An 18543-nucleotide genomic window follows, 5' to 3' on the forward strand; every position below is an offset into this window, starting at 1 on the left:
TATTTATCCTTAATGGCTCAATGGCGGCCTATACCGCCGCATTTACCAGCCTAGCAACTTGGACCTTGTACAACGGTTTGATTGCATACGTACTCATGGGACTGCTCCTCGGTGGGGAATGGTTATATCGCAGCTTTTGGTTGAAGAAAACATGACACAGCTACTCAAAAACTGGTTAATCCAGGGGCCATTCGCCCAACAACTGATCAGCTTTAACCACCATGACATAGTCACAGGTACCTTGTTTACCAATCAGGTGACCCATTTTTATGAGCAGCTGCGCCAAGCGCCTGAGCGAAAATGGCTACTGGCGAGTGATACCAGCGATCTGTTTGCCGTTGGCCTATGTGCCGCACTCTTGGCAGGCAAAGAAATTATTTTGCCCCCTAACACCCAAACCGGCACCCTGAGCGAATTAACACACCAATTTGAAGGCATATTGTCCGACAAACCATTGTGCGAGAGTCACGCCTTTATCCTATTGAATAAAGAGCTGAGTCTGCCCACAAAATCTTGGCCCAAGAGCGACAGCTTTGGTGAACTGGTGCTGTTTACCTCGGGCAGCAGTGGCGAGCCTAAGGCCATTCGCAAGAGCTTAAGGCAGCTCGATGCCGAAGTGACTGTGCTCGAGCATACCTTCGCCGAACATTTGCCCCATTGCAGTGTGGTCTCAACCGTTTCCCATCAGCATATCTATGGCTTGCTGTTTAAAATCCTCTGGCCCTTAGCCGCCAGTAGACCCTTTTTAAGCGAGCAAATTGAATATCCAGAGACCTTAAGCTACTACACTGCGCTGTTACCTAATCTGTGTTTGATCAGTAGCCCGGCACAATTATCCCGTTTGCCGAAGGCACTGGAGCACGAACGCCAATTACGTTCTCCCAGCTTAGTCTTCAGCTCCGGCGGCCCCTTAAGTTTCACCGCCGCCCAAGGTGTCGCCCAATGTTACGGCCATTTACCCATAGAGATTTTTGGTAGCACCGAAACCGGCGGTATCGCCTATCGCCGCCAACATGAGGCCGATGAACCTTGGCAAGTGTTTGAACAAATTACCATAGACCAAGACGCTGACGATGGCGCCCTGCTGCTAAAGTCACCCTATTTGGCCGACGATCAATGGTTACGTTGCGAAGATAAAATCGAGCCGACGGCAAATGGCCAATTTAGACTCAAAGGCAGGCTCGATCGCATCGTTAAGATTGAAGAAAAACGCCTGTCGCTGGCGCAAATGGAGACCTTGCTCTGTAGCCACGCCTATGTCGAGCAGGCGGCATTGGTGGTATTGCCCCAGTTTAAATCCCAGTTAGGAGCCGTCATTACCCTGTCACCATTGGGCCTTAGCGTGCATCAAGAGCAGGGAAAACTCAGTATCAACAATGCCTTAAAAGCGCATCTGCTGACCCAATTTGAACGAGTCACCTTGCCGCGCCGCTGGCGTTACCCCGACACCCTACCGTTAAACACTCAGGGTAAGCGTGTCGCCGCCCAGCTAGTTGAGTTATTTGACCATGATTAAGTCGAGTTTACCGCCGATACTCACGTCGCAGATCGGCCCTGATAGCATCGAATTGCGCCTGCTGGTCGCCGCCGATCTCGAATATTTTAACGGCCACTTCCCTGAGCAAGCCGTACTCCCCGGCGTGACCCAAATCGATTGGGCCGTGCGCTTAGGTTGCGAGCATTTTGGTTACAACGCTGCGGTCGCTAATTTAGAAGTACTAAAGTTTCAACAGCTTATTCTGCCAGGGCAAGAAGTGACCTTAGTTATTAGTCACAATGCCGCCAAGGAAAAACTCACCTTTGCCTACAGCGATGGCGACCACCGCTATGCCTCAGGCCGTATCAGCTTTGCCAGCAAGCAAGGCGATGGAGCGGCGCAGTGAGCGACGGAATGAACAACATAATGTTAGCCCCGCCAAGTGATTTAATGGGCCCAGTCCCAATCAAGCTGGCACTGGTGATCCCCAATTACAATCACAGCGCCGCTATCGCCCAGACCTTAGCCGAGCTAGCCACTCTTAATCTGCCCTGCTATTTGATTGACGATGGCAGTAATGATGAGACCCGCTATCTACTGCAATCCTTGGCGGAGCAACACGAATGGGTGACCTTGCTGCAACACCCCTACAACCGAGGTAAAGGTGCGGCAGTGATGACAGGGCTTCGCCGCGCCTATCGCGATGGCTTTACCCATGCGCTACAGGTCGATGCCGATGGTCAGCATAATTTAAGCGATATCCCCGCGATGCTCACCAAGGCGCAGGCCAAGCCGGAAGCGCTGATCTCGGGTAAGCCCGAGTACGATGAGTCCGTCCCAAAGGGGCGACTCTACGGCCGTTATCTCACCCACTTTTGGGTATGGGTCGAAACCTTAAGCTTTGATATTCAAGATTCTATGTGCGGATTTAGGGTGTATCCCTTAGCCGCCACCGAGCGTCTCTTCAGCCAACAAGCACTAACAGAGCGGATGGATTTCGATATCGAAATCCTAGTAAAACTCTACTGGCAAGGGGTAGAAATTCTGTTTCACCCCACCAAGGTCATTTATCCCGAAAATGGCGTCAGCCACTTTCAAGGTGTGGCCGACAATGTGCGTATCACTAAACTGCACACGCGGCTATTTTTCGGCATGTTAAAACGTCTGCCGCAGTTGCTGCGCCGTAAACAAGCGGCGAAATTGACGTCATCTGCTCATACTGCGACCCATTGGTCAGCCATGAAGGAGCGCGGCAGTTATTGGGGCATCAAACTGTTAGTCGAAAGCTACCGTTTTGGTGGCCATTGGCTGTGCCGCGCCATTATGTATCCCGTGATTTGCTACTTCTTCCTGACTGGCAAAGTCAGCCGCGAAGCCTCATTAGATTTCCTGCGCCGCGTACAGCACCTCGAGCCACGGCATCCTCAGTTAAATCAGCCCGTTGGCTGGCGCGACAGCTTAAGCCACTTTATCGCCTTTGGTAATGCGGCGCTCGATAGAATCGATGCTTGGTGCGATCGCATTCAATTAAGCCAAGTGGATTTTCCCGACCGCCAAGTGCTGGCCGATCAGCTAGAAAGCGGCCAAGGTGCCGTGCTGCTGGTGTCCCACTTAGGCAATCTCGAGCTGTGCCGCGCGATTTCAATCCACCAGCGTAAGGTCAAAGTGAATGTCATGGTGTTAACCAGCCATGCCGAAAACTTTAATAACGTACTCAAACAGTTAAATCCCGATAGCACGCTGAATTTGATCCAAGTGACCGAGCTAAATCCCGCCACATCGATGCTATTACAACAAAAAATTGAAGACGGCGAGTTAGTGGTGATTGCAGGAGATAGAACCTCATCCCACGCCCAAGGGCGAGTCGTGTACGCGCCATTTATGGGCCAAGAAGCCGCCTTCCCGCAGGGGCCATTTATTCTGGCCGGACTCTTAGATTGCCCGGTTTATCTGATGTTTTGCCTGCGCGAGCAAGGGCGTTATCGAGTGCATTTAGAACGCTTCGCCGAGACACTTAAAGGCCCACGAGCGGGCAGAATGGAACGACTCCAACAGGCCGTTTCTCGCTACAGCGAACGCCTCGAACACTATGCAAGGCGTGAGCCCTTGCAATGGTTTAACTTTTTTGATTTTTGGCGGGATGATAACCACGTCAACCGCGCGACATCCGCCCACAAAACGACAGCAGCACTCCCAGAGCAGGAGCGCACTACAGACAGGACAGAGCATTTATGATCCACGCAGTTACTCACACGACAACCGTTGAGTCGCCAATCGAATTTGGCCTTCAGTTACTCACATTAGAGCAGGTGGTCGCCGTGGCTAAGGGCGCCAAGGTCAAACTCTGTGATGATTCCGATTACCAAGCGTATATCCAAAAAGGCGCCCGCTTTATCGATAGTTTGCTGCACGAAGAAGGCGTGGTCTATGGCGTCACCACCGGCTATGGCGACTCTTGCACAGTGAATGTGAGTCTCGACTTAGTCCACGAGTTGCCGCTGCACTTATCCCGTTTTCATGGTTGTGGCCTTGGCGAAGTCTTAAGCGTAATGCAGGCGCGCGCCGTGATGGCATGCCGTTTAAACTCCCTCGCCATTGGCAAATCCGGCGTGACATATGAGCTATTAAATCGCATCGAAACTTTGCTTAATCTCAATATCGTGCCAGTGATCCCAGAGGAAGGTTCAGTCGGTGCCAGTGGCGATTTAACGCCACTGTCTTATCTCGCCGCCGTGCTAGTTGGCGAGCGAGAAGTGATTTATAACGGCGAGCGCCGAGCCACCCAAGAGGTTTACCGCGAGCTGAATATCACGCCCCATGTGCTGCGCCCCAAAGAAGGCTTAGCCCTGATGAATGGCACGGCAGTGATGACAGCATTAGCCTGTTTAGCCTTTGATCGCGCACAATATTTAGCGCGTTTAGCCAGCCGCATTACCGCCATGGCGTCGTTAACCCTCAAAGGCAACTCGAACCATTTCGACGATATTTTGTTTGCTGCCAAACCCCATCCAGGGCAAAACCAAATCGCCACTTGGATACGGGAAGATTTGAACCACCATGTTCACCCGCGCAATTCCGACAGATTGCAGGATAGATATTCCATCCGCTGCGCGCCGCACATTATTGGCGTGTTGCAGGATGCGCTGCCCTTTATGCGCCAATTTATCGAGACCGAAGTTAACAGCGCCAACGACAACCCGATTGTCGATGCTGAAGGCGAGCATATTCTCCATGGCGGCCATTTTTACGGCGGGCATATCGCCTTTGCGATGGACTCCTTAAAAAATACTGTGGCCAATATCGCTGATCTGATTGATCGCCAAATGGCATTAGTGATGGACCCTAAATTTAACAACGGTTTACCCGCTAACCTTTCGGGTTCGACTGGTGCACGTCGCGCCATCAACCATGGCTTTAAGGCGGTGCAAATCAGCGTTTCAGCTTGGACGGCGGAAGCACTGAAACACACTATGCCCGCGAGCGTTTTCTCACGCTCAACCGAATGCCATAACCAAGATAAAGTCAGCATGGGCACTATCGCCGCCCGTGACTGTATGCGTGTATTACAGCTGACAGAACAAGTCGCCGCCGCAGCCCTGCTCGCCATGACCCAAGGCATTGGTCTGCGTATCAACCAAAACGAGTTAGACGAAGCCTCACTGACGCCATCGCTGGCGACCACGCTCGCCCAAGTGCGTGCTGACTTTGAGCCATTAATAGAAGACCGACCACTCGAAGCCGTATTGCGCCAAACCGTTGCGAAAATCCAAGCGGGCGAATGGGAAGTGTGCCGATGAAAGCCTTGCTCTGCATAGAAATGGACATGCAGATCCCCTTCCACGATGTGGATTCGATGGGGATCACTTGGCATGGTAATTACCTGCGTTATTTCGAAATTGCCCGTTGCAAATTGCTCGACGAATTAGGCTACAACTATCGCCAAATGCAGGCCTCGAACTACGCTTGGCCGATTATTGATGTGCAGATCAAATACGTTAAGCCCAGCACCTTTGAGCAACATATTACCGTGCGTGCCGAGTTAGTTGAGTGGGAAAATCGCCTAAAAATCAATTATCAAATCCGTGATACCGCAACGGGTGAGCGTATTACCAAGGGCTATACCATTCAGGCGGCGGTGGATATGACGAGCCAAGAAATGTGCTTTGTGACGCCAGAGATATTTCGCAGCAAAATCGCCCCGCTACTGGCAAAGGTTGATAACGAATGAATGCCATCCTCAAAACCTGGTCGCGAGCTAAGTGGGTGCAATGGTTCTGCCAAGGCGCACTTTTAAGCTGCATGCTGCTTGGCTCTGTGCAGGCGCAAGACCTTGCTACTCCTAACCTTACAGAAGCGAGCCAATATCAGCCCCTGTTTAACCAAGGAGCCGATAACGCCGCATTACTCGCCCTCAGCCAAAAGCTTAACCTTGGCGAGACAGTACGCGGCCACTTTGTGCAATCCCGCCAACTTAAAGTGTTAAAAAAGCCCCTCATTAGCCAAGGTCAGTTTGTATTCGACAAGGACCAAGGGCTGATTTGGCAGCAGCTTACGCCCTTTGAGTCCTTGCTTATTTTAAAAGATAAGCAACTTATTCAGCGAGATAGCCAAGGACGAGTGCAAGTCAGCAGCGCCGATGCATCGGCAAGTGCCGCAGCCATGGGGGATTTATTACCCAGTCTGGTGAGTGCCATGCTGGGCGGTGATATTTCGGGTTTAAGCAATCATTTTGAACTGCACTTCTTAGCTCAAAAAACGTTAACGAACGAATTAGCTAAGGAAAATTGGCAGCTCGGATTAACCCCGAAAGATCCGCTGATGAAAAAAGCCATCGCTAACATGGTGCTCGAAGGCAGCGATACTCTTCATGCATTAGTGCTGCTCAGCGCCGCACCCAGCGTGAGTCCGCAGGATATCACCCGTATCGATTTTCGCGAGCTGCGCCAAGGTAAACTGAGCGACGCCGAATTAGCCCAGTTCTCCATCGCGCTAACTCAAAAAGTTTCTCCACAGGAGACTGATCCTCAAGAGAGCAAGGCAAAATAATGGCGACCAAGATTGCCACGCGCATAGGTCACAGGCTGATGCACACCTCAAGCAAATTACGCCTTGCGATTTGGCTGTGTCTGATGCTGGCGGCGAGCCTATGGACGCTGCAACTGTGGCAAAATGGGGCAAAGGTTCAAAGCGATATTCTCGCCATGTTGCCCCATCTGCAGCAGGATGCGCTCACAGCCCGCGCCCTCGAGCAAGTGGAGTCAACACTTGCCGATCAAGTGTATCTTGCCCTGATTGCCAAGGATGAAACGCAAGCCATTGCGGCGGCAACGCTCCTGATGGAGCAGCTTAAGACTCAAAATACCGCCTTTACCGATATTCGCAGTGCCGACATACAAATGGGTGAAGCCCTAGGCCAATATTATTTTCCCCATAGATTTAAGCTATTAACCCCAGAGCAAGCCGATGCGTTAACCCATAATGGCCTCGATAGCTTAGTTGCCTCGGCCACACAACAGCTCTACAACGCCTTTAGTTATGCTAATAGCCAACTGCTCACTCAAGATCCTTTGCTGTTATTTCCCGCCAATTTGCTCGCCCTCGCACCCAGCTCGAAACTGAGCGCCAAGCAAGGGATTTTACTTGCTCATCCACAAAGTGTTGATACCAAACAAGGTGTTGATAACAGTGAAGGCGTGGCCGCTATTGTGATGGCAAAGGGCAAAGACAGCGCCTTTAATCCCAATGCCCAACTTATTCAGCAAGCAGCGTTAACACAAGCACTTACCACAGTGACTGAGCAATATGCCGGCATACAAGTGTTACAGGCAGGCGCGCTGTTTCATGCCATAGAAGCCACCAATGCTGCCAAGAGCGAAATCTCTATCCTCGGCCTCGCCTCTCTGCTTGGGGTGGTGTTATTAGTCTGGCTGGCGTTTCGCTCCGTCATGCCGCTGCTGCTGGCGATAGTGACAATATCCAGCGGCCTACTGCTGGCGGTGACATTTACCCTAAGCGTGTTCGGGGAGCTGCATTTGCTCACCCTCGTCTTTGGCACCAGCCTGATTGGGATTGCTATCGACTACAGTTTCCATTTTTACTGCGAGCGGTTAAGCGATCATCAGCGTAGCGCGCAGGCGACCGTGGCCTATATTTTCCCCACTGTGTCGCTCGCCTTTATCACCAGCGCCTTGGCCTATGTCGGCATTGGCCTCGCGCCGTTTCCCGGCATGCAGCAGGTGGCGATTTTCTGCGCCTCTGGCTTACTCGGTGCTTACCTGACGTTAGTGCTGGCTTACCCACTCTTAGCGGGCAGCAAGTTACCTTCGGGAGAGCGTCCGCTGAATCTTGCACAAGCTTATCTTACGAAACTCTCCGGATTCTCAAACAAACTGGTGTCGCCATGGGGATTGAGTCTATTCACCTTACTGCTCGTAGGCGTTTGTCTGCTGGGTATCAGCCAACTTAAGGTGGATGATGATATTCGCCATTTACAACAAAGCCCTGCGAGCGTAACAGAGCCTGAAGATAAGCTCAGAAAACTCCTCAGTGGCGGTACCGATAACCAGTTTTTATTGGTGCGCGCGCCAAATGAAGAAGCCTTACTGCAACGGCTCGAAACCCTTAGCCCACAGCTCGATGCCGCCATAAAACAGCAGGAGCTGGGCAATTATGTCAGCCTCAGCCGTTACCTACCGAGCAAGCAAAAGCAAGATGCGGCGTATCAATTACAGGGCGAGATTTACCAGTCGCAATTAACCACAGTACTAAGCCACATTGGCCTTGATGACAGCCTAGCGCCAAGCCTTTCTGCCGTCTATCTTGACGCCAAGGATAGCTATATCACCCCGGCGGATTTTTTCGAACTGGGCTTTGGTAAACAGCTAGCACCACTTTGGCTTGCACCACTAGGGTTAGCGCCACTTGAACACTCAACGGAGCCAAGGGCCAGTGCAGATAATACACAGCGAGGAAGCGATAGCCATGGCGCCATAGTGTTGCTCGGTGGTATTGAAGATATTGCAGCTCTCAAAGCGCGCTTTGCCAAAGATCCACAGGTACAACTTATCGATAAAGTCGCGGATATCTCCACCGTGATGGGGCATTATCGCCTGCTCACCCTTAAATTATTGGGGCTAGCACTGGTTATCGCGCTCTTGCTATTTAGCCTAAGTTTTGGACTCAAAAAGGCCACTGTGGTTGTCGCCGTGCCAGCACTCGCCGCGGTACATACCTTAGCCATTTTAGGCTTAGTCGGCTCCCCCTTAAGCTTATTCCATGCGCTGGCGCTGATTTTAGTCTTCGGGATTGGGATAGATTACAGCTTGTTTTTTGCCGCCGCAGCGCAACATGGCAGGGCGGTGATGATGGCGGTGTTTATGTCCGCCTGCTCGACCCTATTGGCCTTTGGCTTACTCGCCTTTAGCCAAACCCAAGCTATTCATTACTTTGGATTAACCCTATCCCTCGGCATAGGCTTTACCTTTGTACTTTCGCCATTGATTTTGACCACTCGTCAGGTTTTAACCACCAACAAGGTCTCGATACCTACAAGGAATGTTATTTAAATGTCCACATCTACCGCGGCAAGCTCCACACAGTCTCACTCCCTTTGCGTCGATGTCGCCATTATCGGCGCAGGCCCCTCCGGCTCGATTGCCGCTAGCCTGCTACATAAGCAAGGCAAACGTGTCATCGTGCTCGAAAAACAACACTTTCCGCGCTTTTCGATTGGTGAGAGTTTGCTTCCCTGCTGTATGCAATTTATTGAAGAAGCGGGCATGTTAGAGGCGCTGAATGCCGCGGGATTCCAATATAAAAATGGCGCAGCCTTCCGCCGTAACGGGGTATATACCACCTTCGACTTTACCGACAAATTTACCCCAGGGCCGGGAACAACCTTTCAAGTACAACGGGGAAACTTCGATAAATTACTCGCCGATACTGCGGCAAGTTTTGGGGTGGAGATCCGTTACGGTGAAACCGTTGAGGCAATAGATTTAAGTGCCACGCCACGTTTAACTGTGCGTAACGAGCAGGGCGAACTTTATCAAGTCGAGGCCAAATATGTGCTCGATGCCAGCGGTTTTGGCCGCGTATTACCACGACTGCTCGACCTCGAAACACCGTCCTCACTGCCGACCCGCAGCGCCATCTTCACCCATGTGGAAGATAACATCAGCGATCCCAACTTCGACCGGAATAAGATTTTAATTAGCGTGCACCCGCAGCATCAGGATATTTGGTACTGGTTGATTCCCTTCAGCAATGGCCGCTGCTCACTTGGTGTGGTGACTGAACCGCAATTGCTCGCGCGCCTAGAAGGTGATTTAGAGCAGCAGTTAATGACTATAGTCAACGAAGAGCCCGGCCTTAACGCACTGCTTGCCAATGCCAAAGTTGCCCAGCCCTGCGCTACGCTCAAGGGCTATTCCGCCAACGTATCACGCCTCGCCACCGATAAGTTTGCGTTGCTGGGCAATGCCGGCGAGTTCCTCGACCCGGTGTTTTCATCGGGCGTAACTATCGCGATGCAGTCGGCATCCATGGCAGCAAAATGCGTGACCAAACAGCTTAATGGTAATACCGTAGATTGGCCTACCGAGTACTCAGCGCCGTTAATGCAAGGGGTGAACACCTTCCGCACCTATGTGCAGGCTTGGTACGATGGACGCTTCCAAGATGTGATTTTTTATGAAGATCCGAATCCTAAAATCAAGCAAATGATTTGCTCGATTTTGGCGGGCTATGCTTGGGATGTGCAAAATCCCTTTGTTAAAGAATCCGAGCGACGTCTAAACATGGTGGTCGAGCTATGTCGGCAGGATGCTGAACTCATCACCGCCGAACCAGCCATTAGCGAATTAGCCGAGGTGTAATTCGATGCGCTTAAGCCTTAACGCCAAAGGTCGCCCTAACGCCAAAGGTCGCACAAAAGCGATAGTGACAGTTGCCCTAATGCTCTCAAGCCTCGGCTTGATGGGCTGCAGTGAGCTGCTCTATCGGCAAACCTGCGTCGGATTCACAAAAGATATGCGTTATTGCTTAGCGCCACTGCCACAGCATTTTGGCCCCGCAACGGACAAACCGCTTACCAAGCCTCAGGCAAATGCGCCCCAAAGCCAGACTCAAAGCCAGACTCAGCAAAACGACAGCAAAACTGGGGTATCTTCGCCCCAGTCCTTTAGTCAGAAGGTGAGCATAAAAGTGGGCGATAACACCCATGAGCTGCTCACCCAGCTTGAACTTGAAGGGGAACGCATGACGCTGGTTGGGCTCGCTCCGCTAGGGCAAGCGTTGTTTACCTTGGTTTACGATGGGAATACACTCAGCAGTGAGCAGAGTCAGCTACTCGGGAATGAGTTTAAAGCCGAATATCTGATGGCGATGATGCAACTTATCTATTGGCCAGAACAGAGTATTCGTAGTCATTTAGAAGGTGGAAGTTTAGTGACAGGGCTATGTGACGCCATCCCCTGCCGCCAGTTTTATAGCCAAGACACGCTTATCAATTACAACGATAACCAAACCCAAGTGATACAAATTCGTTATCAACACCAAACCGATGATTCCCTTTGGCAGGCACACATTAATTTGACCATGCCACAGGCAAAGTTTGAGTTAGAGATACAACCCATTTAAGCGTCACGTTATAGGCAGCAATCTAAGATAAAACTTTAAAACTAAGCATATTAGCCACTGATATTTACCACCCAGATTCGGTAATAGGTATAGCAAGCAACAATGAATAACAGAGTCGCCATTACACAGATTGGATTGTGTACCCCGTTAGGGCAAACGCCCGAGCAGGTGTTAGCCCGCTTGATTGCAGGCGATACCAGTGCCATGCAAACCAATGACACCCTATTATTTGGGGAGTCGACACTGGTTGCGCCCGTCACTGAGCCATTACCGACGATACCTGCCGCACTGGCGCAATTCGATTGTCGCAATAATCAGTTACTCCTTGCTGCCGCGCAGCAAATTACCGACACGGTCGAACAGGCGAAACAGACATATGGCGCCGACCGCATCGGCGTGGTCTTAGGTACCAGTACCTCGGGGATTTCGAAGGGCGAAGCTGCCTTGGCCTATCGCAATCAACACGGCCACTTCCCCGCCGATTACCATTACTTCCAGCAGGAACTTGGCAGCACCAGCGATTTTTTACGCCAGTTATTTGCGCTCCAAGGTCCCTGCTACACCATTTCGACCGCCTGCTCCTCTAGCGCTAAAGTGTTTGCCAGCGCCAAACGCCTACTTGAGGCCAAGCTGTGCGATATGGTGATTGTCGGCGGTATCGACAGCCTGTGCCAACTCACAGTTAACGGTTTTCACGCCTTAGAGTCGGTTTCCAAAGGACATTGCAATCCCTTCAGCGCCAATCGCGATGGCATCAATATCGGTGAAGGCGCCGCGCTATTTACCCTAACCTTAGCGACAGACAACACAGCAAATGAAGCCTGCGTATTGCTCGCAGGTATCGGCGAGTCGAGCGATGCGCACCATATGTCAGCACCGCATCCTGAAGGCGCAGGGGCGATTGCCGCCATGCAGGCCGCGCTTGATGATGCACAAATATCTGCGCAAGATATTGATTATATAAACTTACATGGCACAGCAACGCCTAAAAATGATGCAATGGAAAGCCGCGCCGTACTCTCGGTATTTGGCGACACGCCGCCCCCTGCAAGCTCAACCAAACCGCTGGTCGGCCATACCTTAGGCGCTGCGGGCGCGATTGAAGCCGCATTTTGTTACCTGTTGCTGTCACCGCATAATCACAGCTTTGCCCTGCCGCCCCATAGGTTTGATGGGCAGCAAGATCCGCAGGACCCCAGCATTGCGCTAGTCGCGCCCATGCAATGTGCCGAGCATGGCAAGCTTAACTATGTGATGAGCAACTCCTTCGCCTTTGGCGGCAGCAATGCCAGCCTGATTTTTTGCCGTAAAGGGGCTTAAGATTGATGTCCAGTTCTATCAATACCGCAATTTCAGCCGCCGAGCCGATTTGGCTGCAACACTTAGCCGAGCAGAATATTGCCGATTTTATTCCGCATCGTGCGCCAATGATCTTGATTGATAAGATTATTAGCCATCAGCCGGATGCGCTTGAAACCGAAGTGCTGATCACTCCGCAGAGCGCTTATTTTGACGAGCATCGTCAAGCCGTCCCCAATTATGTGGGTATCGAATATATGGCACAGAGCATTGCCGCTTTAGCGGGCGTTGAGGCTAAACTGCGTCACGATAAAATCCGCGTGGGATTTTTATTGGGATCGCGTAAATTAGCCTTACACACGGCGCAATACGAACTCAATCGCTGCTACCGCACTCAGGTTAAACGCCTCTATCAGGAAGAGTCGGGACTGGCGGTATTTGATTGCCAGATTTATCTATTGCCCGAAGCGGGAGCGCAGCAAACACCACTGTTAGTGGCCGAGGCCAATGTGAATGTGTTCCAACCCCAGGACACCCAAGCGTATATCGCCTCAAGCCAGCAGGCTTAATGCCAAGAGTCATGCTTGGCAGCAACAAGTCTTATCACAAAAGGATTTAGCCCTTTGATGCGTAAACAACTCATCAAGCATCAAGGGTGGAGAAATAAAGATGAATAACAGAGTATTAGTCACAGGTTCGAGCCGCGGTATTGGCAAAGCCATCGCCCTTAAACTGGCTGCGGCAGGTTATGATATCGCGCTGCATTATCACAGCAATCAGGCCGCAGCCGATGCTAGCGCCGCAGAGCTTCGCGCCCTTGGTGTTAACGTCAGCCTCTTAAAGTTTGATGTTGCCGACCGCGTTGCCGTCAAAGCCGCCCTTGAGGCCGATATCGAGGCAAATGGCGCTTATTATGGCGTGATACTCAATGCGGGCATCAACCGTGACAATGCTTTTCCGGCGATGAGTGAAGCCGAATGGGATAGCGTAATCCACACTAACCTTGATGGTTTTTATAATGTGATTCATCCCTGCGTTATGCCTATGGTGCAAGCGCGCAAGGGCGGACGAATTATCACCTTGGCTTCCGTTTCCGGTATCGCGGGTAACCGTGGTCAGGTCAATTACAGCGCCTCTAAGGCCGGATTGATTGGCGCGACTAAGGCGCTGTCCTTAGAGCTGGCCAAACGTAAGATCACCGTAAACTGTATCGCCCCAGGTTTAATCGAAACCGATATGGTGGCGGATATTCCTAAGGATATGGTCGAGCAGTTAGTGCCGATGCGCCGCATGGGCAAACCCAATGAAATTGCCGCCTTAGCAGCCTTTTTAATGTCGGACGATGCCGCCTATATCACGCGCCAAGTGATTTCGGTGAATGGAGGCATGATCTAAATGACTGAGCCGACAAACCCGACCCGCTTGGGGAGACGAGTTGTTGTCACTGGTATCGGTGGCATTACCGCCTTAGGCCATGACTGGCCGAGTATCGCAAGCAGCCTTAAGGCACAAAAAAACTGTGTCGTGACGATGGCGGAATGGGATAAATACGACGGGCTAAACACTCGCCTTGCCGCCCCCGTGACCGACTTTGAAGTACCAAGCCATTATTCGCGCAAAAAAATCCGCTCCATGGGACGGGTCTCGATTATGGCGACTCGCGCCAGTGAACTTGCACTTATCGATGCGGGACTCTTGGACGACCCTATCGTCACTTCGGGAGAGATGGGTATTGCCTATGGATCTTCCACGGGCAGCACCGATCCCATTACCGCCTTTGGCGATATGCTGAAAACTGGCGATATGTCGGGCGTTACCGCTACCAGTTATATCCGCATGATGGCCCACACCACAGCGGTAAACGTGGGGGTTTTCTTTGGCCTTAAAGGGCGCATTCACACCACCAGCAGCGCCTGCACCTCAGGTAGCCAAGGCATAGGTTACGCCTATGAAGCGATTAAATATGGTCAGCAAACCTTAATGCTCGCGGGTGGCGGCGAAGAACTCTGCCCTACCGAGGCCGTAGTCTTTGATACGTTGTTTGCCACCAGTACCAAAAACACGACGCCAGAATTATCGCCACGCCCTTTTGATGCCCAGCGCGATGGTTTAGTGATTGGCGAAGGCGCTTGTACGCTAGTGCTTGAAGAGTTAGAACACGCCAAAGCGCGCGGCGCGAAAATTTACGCCGAGATCGTCGGCTTTGGCACTAACTCCGATGGTCAGCATGTGACTCAGCCCAATAGCGAGACCATGGAAATCGCCATTCGTTTAGCCCTTAAGGATGCGGCGCTCACGCCCGACGCCATTGGTTATGTGAATGCCCACGGTACCGCCACCGACCGCGGTGATATTGCCGAAAGCCATGCGACCCACGCGGTATTCGGTGCGGATATGCCGATTTCATCCCTTAAAAGCTACACCGGCCATACCTTAGGCGCCTGCGGTGCGCTAGAGGCTTGGGTGAGTATCGAAATGATGAATGCGGGTTGGTTTGCCCCCACGCTCAATCTCGACAATATCGACCCAGAATGTGCCACGCTCGATTACATTCGTGGCGAACCACGTGCACTCGACACCGACTATGTGATGAGTAATAACTTCGCCTTTGGTGGTATCAACACCTCACTGATTTTTAAACGCTGGAAAACGACATAAGGACATATCAATGAAACCATTAGTTGCAAGCATTTTACTCGGTATCAGTTTACTGGCCTCGCCGGTGTGGGCGCAGGATTATACGGTTGAAACCTATCAAGAAATTTTTAAAGGCGACAACCAATTTAAGCAAAAACAAGCCATCGAAGCCCTGACGCTTGCCGGATTATCCGATCCCGCCATTTACGATGTGTTAGAAGCCAAACTTATCGCATCACTGCCACAAGCCACCGAGAAAAATGCTATCGACTATAGCGCCTGGTTAGTCAAAGGTTTAGCTTACTCAGGGAACGATAAATACAGCGGCACCATCAACAATATAATCAATGGCGACTACCATAAGAAGCTGAAAAAATACGCCACCCAAGCGCTTGAAAATCTTGACCAGTATAAAAAATGGAATGCTATTTTAGGCGATAAAAGCCAATATGTGGCCGAGCAAAGTACTAAAAACAATGCCTATGCCAACGCCTTTAAAAGCAATGATTTAGAGCTGATGCGCCTCGCAGCCAAACGCATGATGGATGATCAAAACTACGATGACTTTTTGCTAGAACGCCTGAGCGTTGAGCTTAAAAATCCACGTTTGATGAGTAACGACAAGTTAGCCATCGACACCTACGCCAATATGGCGAAAGCACTTGCCGCATCGGGTAATACCCAATACCGCGAAGTGATTGAAAATATTGCCAACAACAACCCAAACAAAAAGCTGAAAAGCTACGCCGAGAGCTATTTGAAGAAGTACTACTAATCCCTTTGGATTCGTAAAAGCGTTAACAAAAAGCCGAGAATCATCTCGGCTTTTGGCTCTCTTTTGTAGGCAAACCATCATCAAACCAATCAAGATAATCCATCTTTAGCACAAATCGCACGATTTAATCATTTTGACCATTTCGCTCAATAAACTATACTGCCACTGTCTTTCCAAAACGGGGCTTAACTCATGCAAACCTTAACCGCCAATGACGCCAAACGAAATTTTGGTGAGTTGCTACTAAACGCTCAACGCGAACCCATCAAGATCAGCAAAAACAGTAAAGATGCGGTTGTGGTCATGTCTATCCACGATTACGAACAGCTTGAGGCGATGAAAGCCGACTATCTGAAGCACTGTTTCAACGCAGCCAAAGAAGATTTAGCGAAGGGCAATGTGGTTGATGGTGAAGATTTTCTTAACGCCCTGTAGCCACTCACATGAATAATAAACGCTATAAACTGAGTAAGTTAGCCCAAACTCACTTACTAAAGATTAAAGACCACACCATTCAACACTTTTCTGAGTCGCAGTGGCACAAATATAAAGAAAGCCTTATCTCCGGTTTGCAAATGTTAGCCAATCACCCCGGATTAGGCAGAAGCTGCAGCAATATTTACCCCAACGGTTTCTACTTTCCTATCGGTAAACACACCGCCTACTTCACCAAAGAAGACGACTTCATCCTCATCGTTGCCCTGTTAGGTCAACCACAACTACCCCAAAATCATCTGAAATAGCTCACTCTTTTTATAGAACTGATGTATTTTCCGTGGGAGTGAGACCAACCATGATACTGACTCAACGACACTCCACGGAGAGAGGCCAACCATGGTACTGACTCGACAACGCGCCACGGAGTGAAGCCAACCATGATACTGACTCGACGACACGGTGAATAGAAACCTAGGGTTTCTAAGCTTATGAACGAGAGCCATGCACGGCGAACTGGCCGTTAAACACGGATGTTGTTCAAGTCCATCCCTGGATGCAGGGCCGCCCCGTCCATGGGGCGGACAGTCATCTCGTCAATCACCATGGTTTGCCTTTCGAGCATCAGCGTAATCTGTTGGCTTATACGGCCTAAACCAAAGTAACACTATGAAATTTAAGTGGTTATATCTTCGCACCAAAAGAATTAACTGTCGGTGGCCAATTAAATTACATTAGAATTTCTTATCATTTTACCGCTTTAGATTTTCTCAGTTGTTTAAAAACGCAATTTACGTTCCGCTTATGACTGTATAAGTACAGGTATAATAGAAAAGTGACAACCCTCGGGGAAAACGAGCCAAAGGAGTATCGTTTTTTAATTTCAAAAAAACATTAAGCAACTAAAAATATTAGTCTTTTCATGTTTTCTGATTTACATACCGCGCCAAAATACTTCTTGGTATATAAAGTCTCGCTTTTTCTGCATGAAAAAAGATTGGAAACTCACCGTAATGGATGCTAACTTACTGGCACATTTGAATTATTTAATCTTATTTCTCAAACTTCGAGTCCATTATGGTTTGGGTTTCATTAGAAGTGCGGGTAATACACTGTTAGCATTCAATTACAGGAGGTCAGTAACGATGGGAAAATGTCCCAAATGCTCTAAGTTCCGTAAAATTGATGCTCATTTATTTGAGTTGGCGAGCTTTTGCACAGTGTTAGACAATGTAGCCGATTTTAAAGATGAAGAAGAAGATGCTTTGGTTAGTACTGTAACTATTGGGGAGTGGTTAAAGCTAGCTGCTCAATTGGATAATTGTAGTTATCGATACTTGGAAATTCACCGATGGTGCAGAGTTTTTTTGTGAAACAGTTGCTGATGCATGTGATTCTGATACTAAACATTATTCAGCATATTCGACGGCTTTAACAAAGTTTATCTTCGTCTCAAATGCTCTTGAAGAAATGTATCGCTTTATTTCACCTCATTATTTATCTAGCGATAAGGTAAAAAATAAAAAGTTGCGTAAGCCATCTATGCAAGCAACAGCGTTGGTTGATATATATGAAGAAGATGATTTCCCACTTTACTTTAAGCATAAAGTAGAGAATTTTATTGAAGCATTTAACTGCTGTGATTACATCAAAGATAAACCTCTAGGCGGTATGAAAAATGTTAAGTTAGAAGATAATAGTTATGCTCTTCACCTTATCAGAAATATTCGAAACTACGTGGCGCATGGCGTATTTCCAATATCCGAAAATCCAGAGTGGACATCTGACTATCTTGCTCACCAAGCACTATATGAAGTTTTGTTGAGCTCATGTCGATTAGCATGTCTTTATATCCAAGTTTTCCTTAATAAGTATAATACTGGAATGCAATCAGACGACTATAGGCTAACAATGCAAGGAGTTGGCTCAGAATTTGACTATTTCCGAGAAAATTGCACACCAGACTTGGCTTTGAAAGTGCATCTTTCTGATACCTTTAGCTTTTTAGACTAACTGAATGCTAACAAACAATTTAAGAGGGATTCCCCACGCTTGGCATTTTTGGTTTGGGTCAAGTTTAGTGTTTACGGCGTTCAATTTAGGTGTCGTGGTCGCGTGGCTCACCCCTTAATTGGGCGTTAGGAACCAAGGAATAAGATCGGACAGGCATAACTTTTTCAGTTCCCGAGGATACAGGGGCGGTCGCCTCGCCAATCACCATTCAATTCTGCCCGTCCTATTTTGCCAATGGTGCAACTATTTCTGTGCAGTTATTGATTTA

General features: G+C 49.7%; 17 protein-coding genes. All 17 read left to right on the forward strand.

The genetic code is table 11. The annotated features are described in order from the left end of the window. Positions 1 to 151 precede the first annotated feature (151 nt). Positions 152 to 1516 carry an AMP-binding protein gene (locus L976_RS17345; protein WP_047540663.1) on the forward strand — a complete coding sequence of 455 codons (1365 nt, stop codon included), beginning with the start codon at positions 152 to 154 and terminating at the stop codon, positions 1514 to 1516. Beyond that, a complete protein-coding gene (locus L976_RS17350) occupies positions 1509 to 1883 on the forward strand; it encodes an ApeI family dehydratase (RefSeq protein WP_047538723.1) in 375 nt (124 codons plus the stop codon). The genes L976_RS17345 and L976_RS17350 overlap by 8 nt, the downstream gene beginning before the upstream one ends. A 20-nt stretch (positions 1884 to 1903) precedes the next feature. Next, positions 1904 to 3712 (forward strand): glycosyltransferase family 2 protein, encoded by a 1809-nt coding sequence (locus L976_RS17355; RefSeq protein ID WP_047538725.1) that lies wholly within the window; start codon positions 1904 to 1906, stop codon positions 3710 to 3712. Then, on the forward strand, positions 3709 to 5274 hold the full coding sequence (locus tag L976_RS17360) for an HAL/PAL/TAL family ammonia-lyase (RefSeq protein ID WP_047538728.1): 1566 nt from the start codon (positions 3709 to 3711) through the stop codon (positions 5272 to 5274). The genes L976_RS17355 and L976_RS17360 overlap by 4 nt, the downstream gene beginning before the upstream one ends. Beyond that, on the forward strand, positions 5271 to 5705 hold the full coding sequence (locus L976_RS17365) for an acyl-CoA thioesterase (RefSeq protein WP_047538731.1): 435 nt from the start codon (positions 5271 to 5273) through the stop codon (positions 5703 to 5705). Before L976_RS17360 ends, L976_RS17365 begins: the two co-directional genes overlap by 4 nt. Further along, on the forward strand, positions 5702 to 6523 hold the full coding sequence (locus L976_RS17370) for an outer membrane lipoprotein carrier protein LolA (RefSeq protein ID WP_047538734.1): 822 nt from the start codon (positions 5702 to 5704) through the stop codon (positions 6521 to 6523). The genes L976_RS17365 and L976_RS17370 overlap by 4 nt, the downstream gene beginning before the upstream one ends. Next, positions 6523 to 9042: an MMPL family transporter gene (locus tag L976_RS17375; RefSeq protein WP_047538737.1), complete on the forward strand. Its 2520-nt coding sequence runs from the start codon at positions 6523 to 6525 to the stop codon at positions 9040 to 9042. The genes L976_RS17370 and L976_RS17375 overlap by 1 nt, the downstream gene beginning before the upstream one ends. Then, a complete protein-coding gene (locus L976_RS17380) occupies positions 9043 to 10353 on the forward strand; it encodes an NAD(P)/FAD-dependent oxidoreductase (protein ID WP_047538740.1) in 1311 nt (436 codons plus the stop codon). A gap of 4 nt (positions 10354 to 10357) precedes the next feature. Next, a complete protein-coding gene (locus L976_RS17385; RefSeq protein WP_047538743.1) occupies positions 10358 to 11116 on the forward strand; it encodes a DUF3261 domain-containing protein in 759 nt (252 codons plus the stop codon). 102 nt (positions 11117 to 11218) lie between these two features. Then, entirely contained in the window at positions 11219 to 12436 is a 1218-nt protein-coding gene (locus L976_RS17390) for a beta-ketoacyl-[acyl-carrier-protein] synthase family protein (protein ID WP_047538747.1), read from the forward strand. Positions 12437 to 12441: 5 nt separating this feature from the next. Beyond that, positions 12442 to 12984 (forward strand): hotdog family protein, encoded by a 543-nt coding sequence (locus L976_RS17395; protein WP_052184018.1) that lies wholly within the window; start codon positions 12442 to 12444, stop codon positions 12982 to 12984. 100 nt (positions 12985 to 13084) lie between these two features. Then, on the forward strand, positions 13085 to 13810 hold the full coding sequence (locus L976_RS17400) for a 3-ketoacyl-ACP reductase FabG2 (RefSeq protein WP_037424987.1): 726 nt from the start codon (positions 13085 to 13087) through the stop codon (positions 13808 to 13810). Further along, positions 13811 to 15073 (forward strand): beta-ketoacyl-ACP synthase, encoded by a 1263-nt coding sequence (locus L976_RS17405; RefSeq protein ID WP_047538750.1) that lies wholly within the window; start codon positions 13811 to 13813, stop codon positions 15071 to 15073. Positions 15074 to 15083: 10 nt separating this feature from the next. Next, on the forward strand, positions 15084 to 15827 hold the full coding sequence (locus L976_RS17410; RefSeq protein ID WP_037423265.1) for a hypothetical protein: 744 nt from the start codon (positions 15084 to 15086) through the stop codon (positions 15825 to 15827). Between the two features lie 192 nt (positions 15828 to 16019). Further along, on the forward strand, positions 16020 to 16262 hold the full coding sequence (locus L976_RS17415) for a type II toxin-antitoxin system Phd/YefM family antitoxin (protein WP_011621139.1): 243 nt from the start codon (positions 16020 to 16022) through the stop codon (positions 16260 to 16262). Positions 16263 to 16270: 8 nt separating this feature from the next. Continuing rightward, positions 16271 to 16570: a type II toxin-antitoxin system RelE/ParE family toxin gene (locus tag L976_RS17420; protein WP_047538753.1), complete on the forward strand. Its 300-nt coding sequence runs from the start codon at positions 16271 to 16273 to the stop codon at positions 16568 to 16570. 1162 nt (positions 16571 to 17732) lie between these two features. Further along, positions 17733 to 18275: a hypothetical protein gene (locus tag L976_RS17430; protein WP_156143200.1), complete on the forward strand. Its 543-nt coding sequence runs from the start codon at positions 17733 to 17735 to the stop codon at positions 18273 to 18275. Positions 18276 to 18543 lie beyond the last annotated feature (268 nt).

It is taken from the genome of Shewanella sp. ZOR0012 (assembly GCF_000798835.1).
In the GTDB taxonomy this organism is placed as follows: Bacteria; Pseudomonadota; Gammaproteobacteria; order Enterobacterales; family Shewanellaceae; genus Shewanella; species Shewanella xiamenensis.